Origin of the sequence: Hathewaya proteolytica DSM 3090, assembly GCF_900142225.1 — a bacterium.
GTDB classification, from domain to species: domain Bacteria; phylum Bacillota; class Clostridia; order Clostridiales; family Clostridiaceae; genus Hathewaya; species Hathewaya proteolytica.
Genome location: NZ_FRAD01000012.1, coordinates 39,637 through 59,015 on the forward strand (window position 1 = coordinate 39,637; position 19,379 = coordinate 59,015).

The 19,379-nt window shown below is 34.5% G+C and carries 18 protein-coding genes and 1 riboswitch; of the genes, 8 read left to right on the top strand and 10 right to left on the bottom strand.

Features of this window, described 5'->3' with window-relative positions:
* Positions 1-52 precede the first annotated feature (52 nt).
* The gene (locus BUA73_RS07860) at positions 53-625 is read left to right on the top strand and encodes a flavin reductase family protein (RefSeq protein ID WP_072903568.1); all 573 of its coding nucleotides are present in this window, start codon (positions 53-55) and stop codon (positions 623-625) included.
* Positions 626-668: 43 nt separating this feature from the next.
* Here the strand turns inward: BUA73_RS07860 and BUA73_RS07865 are convergent, their stop codons facing one another.
* Positions 669-1,676, bottom strand: coding sequence for a WG repeat-containing protein (locus BUA73_RS07865; protein ID WP_072903569.1), 1,008 nt, complete (start codon positions 1,674-1,676; stop codon positions 669-671).
* Between the two features lie 200 nt (positions 1,677-1,876).
* Here BUA73_RS07865 and BUA73_RS07870 point away from each other — a divergent pair, with 200 nt between their 5' ends.
* The 7 genes from BUA73_RS07870 (at position 1,877) to BUA73_RS07900 (ending at position 7,511) form a co-directional block, all read left to right on the top strand.
* Complete coding sequence (locus BUA73_RS07870; protein ID WP_072903571.1) at positions 1,877-2,341, top strand: methylglyoxal synthase; 465 nt, start codon at positions 1,877-1,879, stop codon at positions 2,339-2,341.
* A gap of 18 nt (positions 2,342-2,359) precedes the next feature.
* Positions 2,360-3,088 carry a 23S rRNA pseudouridine(2604) synthase RluF gene (rluF, locus tag BUA73_RS07875; protein ID WP_072903572.1) on the top strand — a complete coding sequence of 243 codons (729 nt, stop codon included), beginning with the start codon at positions 2,360-2,362 and terminating at the stop codon, positions 3,086-3,088.
* Positions 3,089-3,166: 78 nt separating this feature from the next.
* A riboswitch (Lysine riboswitch) is annotated at positions 3,167-3,340 on the top strand.
* A gap of 168 nt (positions 3,341-3,508) precedes the next feature.
* Complete coding sequence (locus BUA73_RS07880; protein ID WP_093426690.1) at positions 3,509-5,275, top strand: Na+/H+ antiporter NhaC family protein; 1,767 nt, start codon at positions 3,509-3,511, stop codon at positions 5,273-5,275.
* 10 nt (positions 5,276-5,285) lie between these two features.
* The gene (gene msrA, locus BUA73_RS07885; protein WP_072903573.1) at positions 5,286-5,813 is read left to right on the top strand and encodes a peptide-methionine (S)-S-oxide reductase MsrA; all 528 of its coding nucleotides are present in this window, start codon (positions 5,286-5,288) and stop codon (positions 5,811-5,813) included.
* Positions 5,814-5,866: 53 nt separating this feature from the next.
* On the top strand, positions 5,867-6,646 hold the full coding sequence (locus tag BUA73_RS07890; RefSeq protein WP_072903641.1) for a threonine/serine exporter family protein: 780 nt from the start codon (positions 5,867-5,869) through the stop codon (positions 6,644-6,646).
* A gap of 1 nt (position 6,647) precedes the next feature.
* Positions 6,648-7,109, top strand: a complete 462-nt coding sequence (locus BUA73_RS07895) for a threonine/serine exporter family protein (protein ID WP_242942349.1) — start codon at positions 6,648-6,650, stop codon at positions 7,107-7,109.
* Between the two features lie 156 nt (positions 7,110-7,265).
* The gene (locus BUA73_RS07900) at positions 7,266-7,511 is read left to right on the top strand and encodes an AbrB/MazE/SpoVT family DNA-binding domain-containing protein (protein WP_072903574.1); all 246 of its coding nucleotides are present in this window, start codon (positions 7,266-7,268) and stop codon (positions 7,509-7,511) included.
* 120 nt (positions 7,512-7,631) lie between these two features.
* On the opposite strand, the gene aspS is transcribed toward BUA73_RS07900, so the two are convergent.
* From aspS to secD, 9 genes are all read right to left on the bottom strand, one after another.
* Entirely contained in the window at positions 7,632-9,428 is a 1,797-nt protein-coding gene (gene aspS, locus BUA73_RS07905; protein ID WP_072903576.1) for an aspartate--tRNA ligase, read from the bottom strand.
* Positions 9,429-9,443: 15 nt separating this feature from the next.
* Positions 9,444-10,703 (bottom strand): histidine--tRNA ligase, encoded by a 1,260-nt coding sequence (gene hisS / locus BUA73_RS07910; RefSeq protein WP_072903578.1) that lies wholly within the window; start codon positions 10,701-10,703, stop codon positions 9,444-9,446.
* 15 nt (positions 10,704-10,718) lie between these two features.
* Positions 10,719-12,194: a coproporphyrinogen III oxidase gene (locus BUA73_RS07915; protein ID WP_278319411.1), complete on the bottom strand. Its 1,476-nt coding sequence runs from the start codon at positions 12,192-12,194 to the stop codon at positions 10,719-10,721.
* 13 nt (positions 12,195-12,207) lie between these two features.
* A complete protein-coding gene (locus tag BUA73_RS07920; protein ID WP_072903580.1) occupies positions 12,208-12,828 on the bottom strand; it encodes an MBL fold metallo-hydrolase in 621 nt (206 codons plus the stop codon).
* 28 nt (positions 12,829-12,856) lie between these two features.
* Positions 12,857-13,306 (bottom strand): D-aminoacyl-tRNA deacylase, encoded by a 450-nt coding sequence (dtd, locus tag BUA73_RS07925; RefSeq protein ID WP_072903582.1) that lies wholly within the window; start codon positions 13,304-13,306, stop codon positions 12,857-12,859.
* 28 nt (positions 13,307-13,334) lie between these two features.
* A complete protein-coding gene (locus BUA73_RS07930) occupies positions 13,335-15,521 on the bottom strand; it encodes a RelA/SpoT family protein (RefSeq protein WP_072903584.1) in 2,187 nt (728 codons plus the stop codon).
* 115 nt (positions 15,522-15,636) lie between these two features.
* Positions 15,637-16,155 (bottom strand): adenine phosphoribosyltransferase, encoded by a 519-nt coding sequence (locus BUA73_RS07935; protein WP_072903586.1) that lies wholly within the window; start codon positions 16,153-16,155, stop codon positions 15,637-15,639.
* Positions 16,156-16,169: 14 nt separating this feature from the next.
* Positions 16,170-17,036, bottom strand: coding sequence for a DHH family phosphoesterase (locus BUA73_RS07940; protein WP_084672156.1), 867 nt, complete (start codon positions 17,034-17,036; stop codon positions 16,170-16,172).
* 162 nt (positions 17,037-17,198) lie between these two features.
* Positions 17,199-19,358, bottom strand: coding sequence for a protein translocase subunit SecD (gene secD / locus BUA73_RS07945; RefSeq protein WP_072903587.1), 2,160 nt, complete (start codon positions 19,356-19,358; stop codon positions 17,199-17,201).
* Positions 19,359-19,379 lie beyond the last annotated feature (21 nt).

Below are 19,379 nucleotides of genomic sequence, written 5' to 3' on the forward strand. Positions count from 1 at the left end.
ATGTTATAATGTAGTATATAATCAGATTTCAATAGTAAAGGAAGTGTTATTTTTGTCAAAAAAATTATTTAAAGGTAGCGCCATGTTGAATCCCCTTCCTGTGGTACTTGTTACATCAAAAAAAGGGGATTTTGTAAACGTTTTTACGGTGGCATGGGCCGGCATTGTTTGTAGTCAACCTCCTATGTTATCCATATCCATTAGGCCTGAAAGATTATCTTATGATTTAATAAAAGAAAGCAAAGAATTTGTAGTTAATATACCTTCAGGAAATATGGCAAAAATAGTTGACTTTTGCGGCGTAAAGTCTGGAAGAGATGTTGATAAAATCAACTACTTCAATTTAGATTTAGACCAGGGTAGCAATGTAAATGTTCCTTCCATAAGCCAATGCCCAATCAACCTAGAATGTAGTGTAAAGGAAATAATTCACCTTGGAAGCCATGATATGTTTTTAGCTAACATAAAAGGGGTTAAAGTAGACGAGTCTTTAATAGACGCAAAAGGTAAAATACACTTTGAAAAAGCTCATCTTTTATCCTATAGCCACGGCGAATATTACACCCTTCCGGAAAAAACTCAAGGGAAATTCGGTTTCTCCATACAAAAAAAGAAAAAGAGATAAGATAAACAGAATTCCTCTGAATTATTTCATCAGAGGAATTTTATTATTTTGTAAGTTCTCTTATGAAATTTCCTTTTATATCTATATACCCAATTTTTGTGCCGTTCTGCACCTGAGCTAACCCTCTATAGAATGGGTACGCTTCTTCAAACTGGGGTTCCACTATTATATTTCCACAAAGATCGGCATATCCCCATTTATCTCCCACCATTATTCCTACCAGGTCTTCTGAGATATAGTCCACATCATCGTATATCAAAGGCAATATAACCTTACCACTTTCATCTATGTATCCGTATTTGTCGTCAATACTAACTACAGCTTTTCCGTTTAAAAATTCTTCCGCAGTATGGAACTGAGGCTGAATTATCATTTCTCCACTTGTATTTATATATCCTGCTTTTCCATTTGCTACTACCACAGCTTTTCCTTCGCTGAATTCCATAGCTACATAAAACTGACTATTTATCTTTACAGCTCCATTTTTGTCTATAAAACCGTACTTGTTGCCAATTGCCACTGGAGCTAAATTGTCACTAAAATTCCCAGCATAATCGTAAACTGGAGTTATAATGATTTGTCCCTCCTTGTCTATATAGCCAAGTTTTCCTCCTAGCTGTATAAGGCACACTCCGTCCTTAAAATCATAGGCATCTATAAATTGAGCTTTTATAGTTAAAGAGCCATTGTGATCTACAAATCCCCAGTTATAGTCTACCTTCACTGCAGCCATACCTTCTGAGAAAGGTCTTATGGAATGGAAATCGAAATCTGTCAGTTGATTGTTATGAAAATCTATAAGGGCAAATTTATCCTCTTTTTTTGCTGCCAACCTATTGTCATCTAAAAAGTACAAATCCTCATATTGAAAATCTATAACAGTGTGTCCATTAGAATCTATAAGTCCCCATAAATTGTTCATTAAAGCAGGTGCATATCCATAAGAAAACTCCCTAGCATCATGATAAGAGCATGGAATGACCTCTTCACCTTTTTCATTCATAAATCCATATAATTTGTTTTTTTTAATTATGTATAATGTTTTCTCCATTTACTTGCCTTTCCTCCAGTTCAACTTTCCATATCTTATTATTAAATTACAAATTTTTAACGCTTTCTTTTCTCGTTTCTAATTTTTTTATGTTAGAATACTCATATATATATATTATCATATATTTAATGTATAATGTATATAAACAAAAACATGAAAAAAAATTTGTCATTATTTTATTATAATCTGGAGGAAAGACTATGAACAATATTACAAGAAAAATTGAAGCAAAAAAAAATATAGCCCTAGTAGCTCATGACCACAAAAAGCAAGAACTGCTAGAATGGTCAGAAGAAAACAAGGAGATGCTTAAACGCCATAACCTATTTGCTACTGGAACTACCGGCAAGATAATATCTGAAACTACTGGGCTTAACATAACAGCCTTTAAAAGCGGACCTCTTGGTGGAGATCAGCAATTGGGTGCAACTATTGTAAACTTTGATTTAGATATGCTTGTTTTCTTTTGGGATCCTCTTGAATCACAACCTCACGATCCAGATGTTAAGGCGCTTTTGAGAATAGCTACCTTATACAATATACCTTGCGCCATGAATAAATCCACAGCTGATTTTCTTTTCCACTCAAATCTAATGGATGAATCATACAATATTTCGTTAAACGATCACATTGAATACACAACAAGACATATTGATCTTAAATAAGCGTGAGAAGTGATAAATATGAGGCTTAATAAATTTATAAGTGAAAAAGGAATCTGCTCTAGGCGCGAAGCAGACAGATTAATTGACAAAGGTTTAGTGAAAGTCAACGGAATTATTGCTGAAATAGGAATGGATGTATGCGATGATGATGAAATTCTTATAAAGGGTAAGCCCATAAAAACAAAGGATAAACTTATTTATATGGCTTTTAATAAACCTGTGGGCATAACTTGCACCACAGATACCTCTATAAAGGATAATATAATATCATACATAAATTATCCAAAAAGAATATTCCACATAGGACGTTTAGATAAGCCATCTCAAGGGCTTATTTTCATGACTAATGACGGGGATATAGTAAATAAAATCCTGCGTTCTGGAAATAATCATGAAAAAGAATATGTTGTAGCGGTAAACAAGCCCATAACCGATGACTTTATTAGAAAAATGGGAAATGGTGTGCCCATTTTAAATACAGTTACTAAAAAATGCAAGATAAGAAAAGAGGGGAAGTTCACTTTTAGAATAATATTGACTCAAGGACTAAATAGGCAAATTCGAAGGATGTGCCAATACTTGGGTTATTCTGTGACAAAACTTGAAAGGGTGAGAATCATGAATGTGACGCTTAAAGGTCTGCCCCTGGGAAAGTGGAGATACCTTACTGATAGTGAACTTGAAGAAATTAAAAGACTTGTTGAAACTTCTGTAAAAACTGAGGAGGCTTCTCTTACTTTTGAATAAATTTGCTCATTTCCTTTTTTTGCTATTGACTTTGTGAAAAATCTATTTATAATATACTTAAAATATAATAATGTGGTTAGACCCGATAGAGGCGCTGTATTTATTAGTAAACTCCTTGAGATAGGCATTGATGAAAGAAGTTGAAAGGAAATATGGCCGAAGTGTATACCCTATGCCTTATGGTTATGCGCTGGTCATACATACAACATATGTATGACTGTCACACTTCAGTTGTGGAGAGCTATCTTGTTCTTGTTTTTAAAGTACGATATTCTTAATTATCCTATTTTCGTTTACAATAAAACATTAGGATTATTTTGTTTATCTAAACTGTTACAATGAGTCCAGGATTTTTCCTGGGCTTTTCTTTTTTAATTGACATTTCCTCTTGACTAACCACAAATCTAGGAGGAACTATTTATGAAAAACCAACAAATCATGTCAAAATTCATTACCCGAACCACTCTACTCACAATTGTTTTTACAATTTGTCTTACCCTATGTGCTTTTGCCAGCGATGGAGATACAGCTCTCCAGGCTAATGCACATAAATTCGGTATATTAACATTATTGCCGCCGCTTGTAGCTATAGTGTTATCTTTTGTCACTAAGAATGTAATTATTTCTCTTTTCTTAGGCTTGTTTGCTGGAGCTCTGATACTGAACTTTTCTGGGCTCAACATTTTTGTAGCGCTGTACGGGGCTTTTCAAACTACAATTTCAACTTTACTAAACTCCCTTGCATCCCCATGGAATGCTGGAATCATTCTCCAATGTCTTACCATTGGTGGTCTTATTGCTGTTATAAGTAAAACCGGTGGAACAAAGGCTGTAGCCAATTATCTAGCAAGGAAAGCAAAATCCTCAAGAAGTTCTCAGATTGTTACGTTCACATTAGGTATACTAGTTTTCTTTGATGATTATGCAAATTCACTTATCGTAGGACCTATAATGAGACCTGTCACTGACAAAATGAGAGTTTCAAGAGAAAAGCTTTCCTTTATAGTAGATGCCACAGCTGCACCCATTGCAGGAATTGCACTTATTTCTACTTGGATAGGTCTAGAACTCAGTCTTATAAAAGATGGCTTTGAAAGCATAGGATTTACACAAAACGCCTACTCCACGTTTTTGAGCACTATTCCCTATAGATATTACAATATTCTTATACTTTTATTTATTGTTTTTACCGCTGTTTTGCTTAGAGAATTTGGTCCTATGAGAAAAGCTGAAGAAAGAGCTAGGACTACAGGAGAAACTCTTAGAAAAGATTCTCATCCTTTGGCTTCAGAGGAATCGGATTTAGATCCAAAATCCAATGTAAAACTTCGCATGATAAATGCTATACTGCCCATAATGATTCTTATTATTGCATCATTCCTAGGATTTTATTTCAATGGTTATAAGGCTATTATGGCAGACCCTGCTAATGAATTCTACAATTTAATGGCTTCAAGACCTTTATCCTTAGAAGCCCTTCAAGCAACCTTTGGATCTTCTGATGCTAGTATAGTAATTTTCGCTGCTGCAATGTTGGCAAGCATTGTGTCCATTATTATGGCTTGCTTCCAAAAAATATTAAAATTAGATGAAGCTATTGAAACTTGGGTAAAAGGTGTAAAATCTTTGATAATTACTGCCGTTATATTATTGCTAGCCTGGTCTATAGGTGCTATTATTAAGGAGTTAGGAACGGCATTTTATCTTGTAGACATTATAAAAGAATCTGCTTTACCAGCATTTCTTCTTCCATCTATAATTTTTATATTATCCGCATTAATTTCTTTTGCAACGGGGACTTCATATGGCACCATGAGTATTTTGATGCCTCTTACTATACCTATAGCATTTGCATTAAATAATGATTACTCCTTTGTAGTGCTATCTATAAGCTCCGTTTTAACTGGAAGTATTGTAGGAGATCACTGTTCCCCTATTTCTGATACTACTATACTTTCCTCCATGGGATGCGGATGCGATCACTTAGATCACGTAAAAACCCAATTTACTTACGTTATGGTGGTAAGTTTTGTATCCATAGTAGCAGGTTACGTTCCTAGCGGGTTAGGTATTCCAGTGTATATAACTTTGCCTTTGGCTATTCTAGTTATATTCTTAATTGTAAGATTTATTGGAAAACCAGTAGCACAATACATTTACATTGAAAATGAAACAAATAATGTTTAGGAGGTTTAAAATGGAAAATAATATTTCTACGGCTACCTTTGCTGGCGGCTGTTTCTGGTGTATGGTGGACTGTTTTTATCTATTGGAAGGCGTTGTAGATGTAGTTGTGGGCTATGCCGGTGGAAAAGAGAAAAATCCCACGTACAAGGATGTAAAATCACAAAATACTTCTCATCGGGAAGTGGCTAGGGTTTACTTCCATGAAAATGTTACTTCATATGAAGAACTGCTTCATATGTTTTGGAGACAAATAGACCCAACAGACAATGGCGGCCAGTTTCAAGACAGAGGTCATTCTTATACTTCGGCTATATTTTATGAGAACGAAAGACAGAAAGAGCTTGCTGAAAAGTCAAAACTACAATTAGAGGAAAGTGGTAAATTCCAAAATCCAATTGTAACCGACATTTTACCCCTTGTAAACTTCAATGTGGCGGAAGAATACCATCAAAACTTTTCCACCACTCACAAGGATGAGTACAAAGTTGATAGATCTATTTCCGGAAGAGATGAATTTATAAATAAAATGTGGAAATAATAAAAGTAATTAAGGAAAGGCAGGTGGGAATCCTGTATTTATCAGGATGTTCTATGACAAAAAACGACGAAGTCCAAAGCTTGCTGAGAGTAGTATGTAAACTTGGTCAGCTTATGTTAGAAAATGGCGCAGAAACCTATAGAGTGGAACAAACCATTAATATTGTGAGTAAGTCTTACAACTACACACAATGTGAAAGTTCTGTAATTCCTTCCACTATTTCTGTCTCTATAACCTCAAGTAATGGTGAAACTTTTACGATGATTAAAAGAATACGTTCGAGAACTGTAAATTTAAATAAAATTTCCTTAGTCAATGACTTGTCTAGAAAAATTGTAACAGAGAAAATTTCAATAAGTGAGCTTAATAAACAGCTTGACAAAATCGACCAATCCCCACAGTATTCTAAACTATCATCTACATTTTTCACTGCCCTTGCTTCTGCATCATTTTGCCTTTTATTTGGAGGAAATTACAAAGATTTTTTCGTCACCTTTGTTCTCGGAAACTTATTAAGCCTTTGTACTTCCTATCTTAATTCTATGGATGTTAATGGTTTTTTCGTAAACATAGTTGCTGGATTTCTCACATCATTTCTAGGAATGATTGCAGTTAATATTGGATTAGGGTCTCAGCACGACAAGATAGTCATAGGTTCAATAATGCTTCTTTTGCCGGGTATAGCTATTACAAATGCCATTCGAGATATTATAGCTGGAGATCTTGTTTCTGGAATGTCTAGGTCAATTGAGGCCATGTTGGCAGCTATATCCATAGCCTTGGGAACTGGTATTGGATTTAATATAGGAATAAGGCTTTTAGGAGGACTTTAAAATGACTATTATTCTTGAAATGATATACTCTTTTGTAGGCTCTTTAGGTTTTGCCATATTATTCAATGTGAGAGGGAAAAGCTTATATTATGCTTCTGCCGGTGGCGCCATAGGATGGTTTATTTACAGACTTCTTTCTATGTACAACATTACATCTTCAGCTACTGCTATCTTTCTTGCAACCATCTGTATAAGCGTATATGCTGAGATCATGGCACGAATCGAAAAACAACCTGTTACAGTTTTTATAATAGCAGCTATGATACCACTTGTACCTGGTAGCGGAATGTTTTACACAACCTACGAAGCTGTTAAAGGAAATTTAAGTGCTTCATTGCACACAGGACTTAAGACTTTATACGATGCTGGCTTCATTGCCACAGGTATTATTTTAGTTTCTACCGTGTCGAGAATTTTAAAGCAAACTAAGAATTATACTAATATAAAGCATAAAAATAAGTGATAAATCTACATTTTTCATTATAATTGTACTTTTTAAGAAAAAAATAATGCGTTTTCATAGATAATTTTTAAATATTATTAAATTTCAATTGACTTAATTTACTTTTAATGTTATACTCTACTTATAAAAAAACGAATATACAGGAGGTACTAAAAAATGAAATCAACTGGTATTGTTAGAAAAATTGACGAATTAGGAAGAATTGTTATTCCTATAGAACTTAGAAGGGTTCTTGACATAGAAATAAAGGATTCTTTGGAGATCTTCACTGAAGGAGAACAAATTATATTAAAGAAGTACAATCCTTCTTGCATTTTCTGTGCAAACGCTAGAGACGTTGTAAACTACAAAGGAAAAAATATCTGCCAGAGCTGTCTTGCAGAATTAAAAAGCGACAAATAGTACATAAAGAGTGGACAAGCCTTATTGGGTAGTCCATTTTTTTTATAATTTTATAATAGATAAAGTCCTGAGCTTTAACTTTAAGAATTGTAGCCCAGAACTTTAACACAAAATCAAATATTATTTTACTAGATTATCTTCTTTATTTCTTATATCTATTCCCAACTCTTTAAGTTGTTTCTCATCAACAACATTTGGTGCTTCAGACATTGGACAAAATGCATTTTGATTTTTAGGGAATGCAATAACATCTTTAATATTGTCTGTTCCAGCTAAGAACATTATTAATCTATCAAGACCGTAAGCCATTCCGCCATGTGGAGGTGGTGCAAATTTAAAGGCCTCCATCAAGAATCCAAACCTTTCCCAAGCCTGTTCCTCTGTGAATCCAAGAGCCTTAAACATTCTCTCCTGTATAGCTGCATCGTGTATTCTTATACTTCCGCCGCCTATTTCTTCACCATTCAATACAATATCGTAAGCCTTTGCTCTTACTCTTTCTGGTTGGCTTTCTAGGTACTGCAGATCTTCATCCTTAGCACTGGTAAATGGATGGTGTTTTGCCACAAACCTATCCTCTTCTTCGCTGTATTCGAACAATGGAAAATCTGTAACCCATACAAATCTAAATTCCTTATTATCCTTTAGTATTTCAAGTTTTTCTGCCATTTCCAGTCTTAGAGCACCCAACGATTGAAGAACAACTTCATCCTTGTCAGCTACTATGAGTATAAGGTCTCCTTTATTTGCTTTTAATGATTGGATTATATTTTGCAACTGTTCAGCTGTAAAAAATTTATCTACAGAAGATTTTACCCCATCCTCTTTTACTGCTATCCACGCAAGCCCTTTTGCTCTATATGTTTTTACAAATTCCACAAGTTTATCAATTTGTTTTCTTCCCATATCTGCAGCACCTGGAGCTATAATGCATCTTACAGAACCTCCAGCATCTATGGCAGATTTAAAAGGAGGAAATTCACTGTCCTCTACCATAGAGCTTATGTTGTTTATCTCCATGCCGAATCTTAAATCTGGTTTATCGCAACCGTATTTATCCATGGCTTCGCTATAAGGCATCCTCTCTATTGGAAGTTGCACATCATAATCTAAAATTTCCTTAAAAACTCTTTTTATCAATTTTTCGTTTATGGACATTACATCATTTTCTTCTACAAAAGACATCTCTAAATCTATCTGTGTAAACTCTGGTTGTCTATTTGCTCTAAGGTCTTCATCTCTAAAGCATTTTACAATTTGAAAGTATCTATCAAAACCAGAAACCATAAGCAATTGCTTAAATAACTGTGGAGACTGTGGCAAAGCGTAGAATTTCCCATTGTAATTTCTGCTTGGCACAAGATAATCTCTAGCTCCCTCTGGAGTGCTCTTTGTAAGCATTGGAGTTTCCATTTCTAAGAACCCATTTTCATCCATAAAGTCTCTTACTATTTTTGTTGTCTTATGTCTTAATATAAGATTCCTCTGCATATCAGGTCTTCTTAAATCAAGATATCTATATTTTAATCGTATATTTTCCGCAGCGTCTAAATTTTCTTTTATATAGATTGGTGGTGTCTCTGATTCTGACAGTATTTTAATGTTTTCAGCCTTTAACTCCACCATACCTGTTGGCATAGCTGTGTTAGGGGACTGTCTCAATACCAACTCACCTGTAACTGCTATACAGTATTCTGATTTAACTTCATTAGCTTTTTCAAAAGCTTCTTTGTTAATTTCCTCTCCAAAAACAACTTGCACAATTCCTGTTCTATCTCTTAAATCTACAAAAACTAGGCATCCAAGATTTCTTTTTCTTTGCACCCAACCCATAAACGTATGCTTTTGCCCATTGTTACACTCTCTGGCTTCACCACACATCATGGTTCTTTTTAAACCATTAATTTGCTCTCCCATCGGTTCACCGTCTCCTTAGTCCTTTATTATTTTATTATAAATATAGTTTACGTAATCTAATTGAACTGAGAATATTTCTCCATCGCTCATTCTCTTAAGTTTTGCCTGTTTGTTCTCCAATTCTTCATCCCCAATAATCAAAGAAAATCTGCACTGGTTTTTGTTTGCGTACTTCATCTGAGCTTTAACACTTCTCTTCATATGATCAACTTCACATTTTATACCCATTTTCCTAAGATCGCTACAAATCTTAAAGGCTTCCATGTTGGCCTCTTTAGACATAGAACCAATGTAAAGGTCCATATATACGGGTTCAGGTATTTCTACCTTAGCAGCTTCCAATACCATTATAAGCCTTTCCATTCCCATGCCAAAACCAAAAGCTGGCATAGAAGGCCCTCCAAGTTCTTCTATAAGTCCATCGTATCTTCCACCACCGCATATAGTAAGTCCATCGGCATTATTTATAACCTCAAACACAGTTTTCGTATAATAATCCAATCCTCTAACTATGTAAGGATCAACCACATATTTGATATGTAAAGCATCCAAATATATTTTAACCTGTTCAAAATGCTCTTTACATTCCTCACAAAGAAAATCTAAAATTATTGGTGCTCCTTTGCTGATTTCTTTGCAAGTTTTCTCCTTGCAGTCCAATATCCTCATTGGATTTTTCTCAAATCTTGTTTTGCAAGTTTCACATAATTCTTGGTAGTTCTCTTTTAAATAGGCCTTCAATGCATCATTAAAATTTTTACGACAATGTGGACAACCAAGGCTATTTATATTTAAAGAAAGTTCATCTACGCCAAGATCTTTTATGCTTCTAATGGCCAATGCAATTCCTTCAGCGTCAATAGAGGCCTCACTTGAACCAAACACCTCTATTCCAAATTGGTGGAAATGTCTAAGACGACCTTTCTGGGATTTTTCGTATCTAAAGGCGTCTGTAAAGTAAAACATTTTAGTAGGTTGTGCATCCGCATATATACCATTCTCCACAAATGCTCTAACCACCGGTGCTGTGCCCTCTGGCTTTAGAGTTATGCTTCTACCACCCTTATCTTCAAACGTATACATCTCTTTTTGTACCACATCTGTTGTGTCGCCAACTCCCCTTTCAAAAAGAGCAGTTTCCTCAAACATAGGAGTTCTTATTTCCTTAAATCCAAAGGTATTGGCTATACACCTTAGTTTTCCTTCAACATATACCCATTTATAGGAATCCTGTGGAAGTAAATCCTTGGTACCCTTTACTGTTTTAATTATCATTTGTCTCCTCCATATTTAACTATATATTGTATCTAATAGTTGGATTTTTTTCTCAATCATTTCTTCTATCCTATCTATGTACAGCTTTACATCTTTCACGTTGCCAAATCTTTCAATTTTATCGTTTGAAAGGTTAACTACTTTAGTTACAGCATCTGCCCCTATAGCAATAATAGTCTCTCTATCCTCCATCATTTCTATATTGTACACAGATTCCTTGCCATGGATTGAATAGCCTATGTTTTCCATGTTTCCCACCATATTTTTTTGTCTATACATATAATAGGGTTTCATATTCATCTCTTTAGCGCACTTAGCTGTAGAGATAAACATTTTATTCAATTCATCTTGAGATGCTATTTCGTATTTCACATCGTTGATTATGTTGTCATAGAGCCTAGATGCCCTTTTAACAGACAGCCCATGCACTGTAAAACTATCAGGTTTAAAGGACTTTATACATTCTAATGTTTTTTCAATATGATGTAGCTTTTCTCCTGGAAGTCCTACAATTATGTCCATATTTATATCGTTAAATTCCATTTGTCTTGCCATTTTGAATACATGTTTTATTTGTTCACTAGTATGGTTTCTTCCTATGAGTTTTAGTGTGTCATCGTTCATACTCTGAGGATTTATGCTTATACGACTCACGCCATATTTCTTCATTGTGCTCAATTTCTCTCCGCTAATGCTGTCAGGTCTGCCACACTCCACAGTAAATTCTGAGACACTATGATCTTTCAAAAGGTTGTGGTGTATGCACTTCATAACCCTCTCAAAAAGTAGCTCATCCACAGAAGTAGGAGTTCCACCACCAAAATACACAGTATGTATTTGGAGATTATGCTGTGTTATGTATGAAGCCATGCTGCCAATCTCTCTACATAAGCAGTCCACATAAGCTTCTATTATTTCATGTTTAAATCCTGCAATAGGATTTGCAGCAAAGGAACAGTATAAACACCTTGTAGGGCAAAAAGCCATGCCTATATACAAACTAACTTTCTTTTGTTGCGGATGGATGTATTTCATTTCTCTCTTCGCCACTTCTATACAAAGCTTAGCTTTTTCCTCAGAAGTCAAAGCTACATCCTTGAAATGCTGTATTATCTCCTCATGGCTTTTCCCATCCACAAGCAATTTCATAGCTCTTTTTGAAGGTCTTATGCCAATTAAAGTACCCCAGGGCATATATTTATTGGTTTCTTTTGAAAAATACTTAAATACAGCCTTTTTTACTTCTTCCTTCAGAGTAAATCTTTTATCCACAATATAAGCATACATCTTTCCCATTGATTCAATTTCTATTTTTTCGTCATCTATATCTATATTTATATCTGTATCTGTATTGTTCTCAAAACTTTGTTCTGAAAACTCCACATGGCAAAAGGGCAAATATAAATTTATCATCTGAAATACATCATATTTGTATTCCTCTTTGTTAAGCCTTACATTTAATTTTTGTCTATATTCCACTTTTTTAATCACGCACTCCCCTGCTTTATAGTGTTTTTAGATAAGGATTGTTCTTTTTTTCATACTCTAAAGTACTTTGCCTGCTGTGACCTGGGTATACAATAAGCTCATCAGGCATAGGCTTTATCACATTCTTCAGTGTATTCATCATTACTTCATTGCTTCCACCTGTAAGATCCGTTCTTCCCATGGACATATAGAATAATGTATCTCCTGTAAATATATTGTTGTCCACAATAAAGGAAATTCCACCTGGCGTGTGTCCAGGCGTTGATACGCATTTTATTTCTTTGTTGCCAAATTTATAAACATCTCCATGCTTTATATATATATCTGGCTCTTTACCTTCTAAAAGAGGTCCGTACAGATGAGCGCCCTGATTTATAAGCTCACTATCTTCTTGGCTAATTCCTATGAGAGGTGCTTCATTTAAAGAATTCCTTAAAAGTTCCACTCCCGAAGTGTGATCCAAATGACCATGAGTTAAAAATATGTATTTTACCTTTACGCCCATCTTTTCAATTTCTTTTAAAATATCATCCACATCTCCGCCAGGGTCTAGAACCACACCTTCATTTGTGTCTTCATCCATAATAATATAACAATTAGCCGCATATATTCCTGCTACTACTCTCTTTATTATCATATCTATTTCCCCTTAATTTATTGTTATTTTAAAATAATTTTTTGCTGTCTATAAGTATTGTCACTGGTCCTGAATTCTCTATTGTAACTTTCATATCAGCACCAAAAATACCATGTTCTACTTTAGAAACTTCCTCTTTGCAAATTTCAAGAAAATATTCATATAATTCCTTTGCTTTATCTCCCCCAAGGGCCTGAACAAAGCTTGGTCTTCGACCTTTTCTACAATCTCCATACAATGTAAATTGTGACACAATTAGAAGCTCTCCCTGAACATCTAATAGAGATCTGTTCATCTTACCATCTTCATCTTCAAAAACTCTTAAATTCACTATTTTATCCCTTAAGTAAACGGCATCCTCTATTGTATCCTCTGTGGAAACACCTAGGAGAACATTGTATCCTTTGTGAATTTCACCCACTAGTTTATTGTCTACCTCAACACTTGAATAATTTACTCTTTGAACAACTGCTCTCACGACGCTCCCTCCAATGTTAGCTAATTTTTTATTGATTTACCCTACTTATTTCCCTTACACCTTTTATTTTCTTTATTTTTTTGTATATATCATTTAAAATTTCCACACCATCAATTTTAATCTTTAGGTGAATAAGAGAATATCCATTTTCATAGGTATTGGCATTTATAGATGTCATGTGTATTTTATTTTGAGATAGCATTTGAATTAACTCTGCTAAAATACCATCCCTATCCATGCAAAGCACCTTTAATTCGCATATAAAATCTTTTCCCTTTATATTATCCCAATTAATTGTAATTATTTTTTCTTCTTCTCGCTCTAATAGTGATTTCACATTTTTGCAATCGCTTCTATGTACTGTAATACCCTTGCCTTTTGTTATATACCCTAGGATATCATCGCCCGGTACAGGATTGCAGCATTTAGCAAATCTAGCCATAAGGTTGTCAGAACCCTTTAAAGTAAGTTCAGGAAATTGGCTTTTGCCCTGTTTATTTCCCTCTTCTTTGCTATTCACTGATTGAATTTTCCTTTTAATCTCTTCATCTGGTGATATCTGAGTCTCAGACAATTTTACTTTCATTTTTACGATGATAGAAGATGCAATAATAATTCCAGCACCCACCAAAGCATATAAATCTTCTATGTTCTTCATGTTGTATTTTTTCATCACTTTGTGGAGAATTTCTTCATTTGCAAGTTCTGTCAAAACACAACCCTGTTTTTTAGCTTCTTTTTCTAAAGTTTCTTTGCCCTTTTCTATATTCTCTTCTCGCTTAATTTTCTTGAAATATGCTTTAATTTTGCTTTTTGCATGATTGCTGTTGGCTATGGTAAGCCATGCAATGCTAGGGCCTTTGCTATTAATTGATGTAATTATCTCAATTATTTCTCCCGTAGTAAGATGGTAATCTAAAGGTACAATTTTGCCATTCACCCTAGCTCCAACGCATTTATTTCCGATGTCTGTGTGTATTCTATAAGCAAAATCGATAGGAGTTGAATTCCTTGGCAAGCTAATAACCTTACCCTTTGGAGTAAATACAAAGACTTCATCTGCGAATAAATCGATTTTAAAGGCTTCCATAAATTCTTGTGGATCAGAGGTTTCACCTTGCCACTCAAGTATTTCCCTAAGCCAAGACAATTTTCCCTGCAGATCATTTTCTGAGTTTACACTGTTAACTCCCTCTTTATACTTCCAGTGGGCCGCAATACCGTATTCTGCGGTTTTATGCATCTCGTAGGTCCGTATCTGTATTTCAAAGGGTCTTCCTTTGGGTCCTATTACTGTAGAATGCAGGGACTGATACATGTTAGGCTTAGGCATGGCAATATAGTCCTTGAACCTACCTGGCATAGGTTTATATATTGTATGAACAATGCCAAGGGCAGAATAACAATCTACTACAGTATTTACAAGTATTCTAATGGCTGTAAGGTCAAAGATTTGATCTATAGTTTTATTTTTGTTTTTCATTTTGTTGTAAATGCTATAAAAGTGTTTAGGCCTACCATCTATTTCACATTGAATTCCGGAAGATTGAAGTTTTAGCTTTAACTCATCTATTATATTTTTTATCTGTTCTTCTCTTTCTATTCTCTTTTCTGAAATCTCTTTTACTAGATTATAGTACAATTCTGGATTTAAGTATCTAAGCGCTAGATCCTCTAATTCCCACTTTAACATTGAAATTCCTAGTCTGTGAGCTAGGGGAGCGTATATATCTATAACTTCCTTTGATTTCTCTTTCTGTTTTTCCACAGACATATACTTTAGTGTTCTCATGTTGTGAAGTCTATCTGCTAATTTTATCAGGATAACGCGTATATCTTTTGCCATAGCCAGTAACATTTTTCTAACATTGTCAGCTTGCTGCTCTTCTTTTGACTTGTATTTAATTTTGCCAAGTTTAGTTACACCATCTACAAGAACAGCCACTTCTTCTCCAAACTCGTCCTTTACCTGTTCATAAGTAATAGGCGTATCCTCAACTATATCGTGCAAAAGCCCAGCCACAATTGTACTTGTATCCATGCCAAGTTGCGCTAAAATACAAGCAACTTCTACGGGATGGATAATATAAGGCTCGTCAGAATTGCGCCTTTGGTCCTTGTGAGCTTCACTGGCCACATTAAACGCTTCTATAACAATATTTTCATCTACATTACTACAATTTTCCCTGATTAAATCTAATAGCTTCTCCAACATTTATGATACTCTCCTAAATCAAACGACTGGTATAAAACCAGCCGTTAAACATTCTTATTATTATTATATAATATTAACCCGTAATATGCAATTTTAACCTAATCTAAAATATAAATTAAATATCATACTTTATAAGGGAGTCTACTTTATATTGCTTTAACTTATCTCTGCCCTTTAAGTCAGTAAGTTCTATTACAAAATTAATAGATACAATTTCTCCGCCCATTTCTTCTACTAGTTTTGCAATGGCACCCACCGTGCCACCTGTGGCAAGCAAATCATCGATGATAGCTACTCTATAACCTTTTTTTATTGCATCGCTATGTATCTCCACTGTATCTTGGCCATACTCTAGTTCATAGCTTGCAGTTTTTGTTTCAAAAGGCAACTTCCCTGGTTTTCTAACAGGTGCAAACCCTATGCGCAATTTGCTAGCAACAGGACATCCAAAAATAAAGCCTCTCGCTTCAGGTGCCACTATTAAATCCACATTTTTTTCTTCCAAAGCTTTACATAGCTCATCTATACACTGATGATAAGCGGCGCCATCTGAGATTAGCGTAGTTATATCCTTAAAGCTTATACCTTCCTTTGGAAAACCCTCTATTATCCTTATTTTATCTCTCAAATTCAATTTTATGACCTCCATTATCCTTGTATATACTTCACTATTTGTTTGGCCTTATATGTATCTCCTGTAGTAAAAAGCTCCACAATAATTTTTGCATCGTCCATGTTTCCCATGGCATTCACCCTTGGTCTTAAGAATTGTACAATCTGCTTTATACTACACATGTCTATTGTATTTATGTTGTGAATTTCTTTTACAGCTTTTAAGCCATAATTTCTAGTATTATTTAGTCTGTCCATACCCCTTTTAATTATAACAGCATTCTGTTCTGTTATATCTTTGCCAGATGCTACAGTACCAATACAAGCAAGATCTATGTACTTATTGAATATGTTCGTTCTATAGTAAATTCCCAATTGCTGAACTAACTTAAAAGTGATACCCGCGTAACTTAGCTCATGGCATTTGTCTCCTGAGCATCCACCTTGAGGCTTTACAACACATCCATATTTACTCTTTAAATCTCTCAAATCTGACAGAACTATTAAATCCATGTTCAGCTCTCTGCACAGCTCGGCTTCTGTTTCCGAGGATAAATTTCCGCCTATGGAAATAATCAGCTTAGTGCCAAGGAATTTTATATGATCCTTTATATCACTATATGTAAGGTTGTCTGTTGTTCTAATGTCATTAGGTATGTAATACTCTACATCTGCATTGAGATAGCGCAAAACCAACATAAGAATTGAAATACTAGCAATTTTATCTACATCGTAATATCCAAACACTAGTATTTTCTCCCTGTTGTTTATAGCCTTAACAATACGCTCTATGCAATAGCTCATATTTACCTTATGGTAAGGATACCGACCAATATTTAATTCTTTTCTGTTTTGCTGAATTATTTTATGGACTTCCATTTTATTTTTTATATTTGCACTCATAATTTATCCCCCACATTTTAAACAAAGCATATATATTATAATGGAAATCTTCACTTTTTACAATTCCTTTTATGAAAATAAACATAATTATAAGTACTAATGAAAAGGTCCTACAAAATTTTATTCTGCAGAACCCTTTTATTTTATTACTTTTTTATTCTATTACTTTTTATTTTTCTTAATTAATTTTCGTTTTTGCTTAAATTTCTTTAATGCAACCCAAATTGGACTTGCAACAAATATTGAAGAGCCAGTACCAATTGTTATACCAATAATTAGAGGAACTGTGAATTCTCTAATAGAAGGAACTAATATAACAAGACATATTATGGTAAGTAGCGTCGAAAGTGATGTATTTATAGATCTCTTTATACTTTGACTTATACTTATATCTACCAATTCCTCTAAGTCTACTTTTCCAAGCCTTTTCTTGTTTTCTCTTATTCTATCAAATACAACTATAGTGTCATTTATGGAATAACCAACAATAGTAAGCATAGCTGCGATGAAGGATGAATTTACTTGCATTCTAAATATAGCAAATAAACTTATTGTAATTAAGACATCGTGCATAAGAGCCACAATAGCCGCTACAGCGAAATCTGTCTCAAATCTTATGGCAATATAAATAAGCATTGCTACAGTGGCAAGTACTATAGCCTGCCATGCTTTTTTCGATAATTCTTTACCAACGGATCCTGATATATTGTCTTCGCTTAGTATACTTTTATCGTCCAATTTAAACTCAGTTTTTATTTCATTTTTAATTTTACCTATGGTTTCAGCGTCAACTGCATCTGTTTGTATTACAAGCTCATATTCTTTTCCTTCGTTTATTTCCCTTAAAGAATATTTCTTTGTGTATCCATCAAGTAGTTTCTTCATTTTTGTAGTCTGCTCAGTTGTAATCTTTGAACTCATTCCAATGTCAATAAGAGTTCCTCCTGTAAAGTCTATACCAAAATTCAAACTCTTAAAGGACAAAAATCCAATTCCCACAACTATAACAATGGCTGCACCTGCAAACCAAATTTTGCTTGTTTTTAATATATTAAATTTCCTGTTCTCTTTTTTCTTAGCTCCAAAATGACTTGCCTTTCTTAAAAGCCCCATATCAATGGAAAGTCTTAGTAGGAATCTGGTGATAAAGAAGGCTGTGAATATACTTATAACAATACCCATCATTAAAGTAAGAGCAAAACCTTTTACTGAACCTGAACCAACAAGGTAAAGTATAAGACCAGCAATCATGGTGGTGATATTTGAATCAAGTATGGAAGTCAATGCTTTGTTAAATCCAGCTTCCACAGAAGATTTAATTGACTTTCCTGTGTTAAGCTCCTCTTTTATCCTCTCAAAAATAAGCACATTGGCGTCCACTGCCATACCCACAGTTAAAAGGAATCCAGCTATACCGGATAAAGTAATAGTTACATCTGTTAAAGCAAAAGCTAATAAATCTAGAAGTATAAATACAGTTAATGCTATATCGGCTAAAATACCTGGTACTCTATATAAAAGCATCATAAAAAGAAACACAAGTCCAATTCCTATCATACCAGCCCACTTAGTAGCAGGTATAACCTTTGCACCTAGTGTAGCTCCTACAGTTTTGAAGCTTACTGGCTTTACAGGTAGTGGCAACGCACCGGCTTTAATTATGCTAGCGGTGGTTGTAGCTTCTTCAAGATCTTTACTTCCGGATATAACAGCAATACCATCTGTTATTGGAACACTAACCGTTGGTGCACTTATTACTTCGTCGTCCATTTTTATAGATATAACTTTGCCTAAATTTGCTGTAGTAGCCGTAGCAAACTTCTTTGTGCCTTCAGTGGTCATCTCTAGCTTTATCATAGGCTTCATTTCATTGTCATACTCTGCATAAGCATTTTTTATATCTTTTCCGTTTAATACTTCTTTTCCCTCAGCGTCTAGGAATTTCAATTCCCCTGTTTTACCGATGAGTGACATTACCTCTTCTGAATCAAAAACTCCAGGGACTTCTATTCTGATTTTCTTTTCTCCCTCTTGTTTTACCTCAGTTTCAGCAACTCCTAGTTTGTTGACTCTCATATTAATAAATTCAATTTCACGGGCCATATCGGCATCGCTAACTTTATCAGCTTGGATTTCCTCTACAACGGATATACCGCCCTGAAGATCCAATCCTCTGTTTATAACCTTTGAAAACTTTAAGAATCTATATCCAAAGGCTTCCAATCCAAAGTATCCGATATAACAAAATAATAATACCAAAGCCACGCATAGAGAAAATATAATCGAACTCCTTATTTTGGAATTACCTTTCTTTCCCTTCATTATTTTATCCTCCTTCGCATT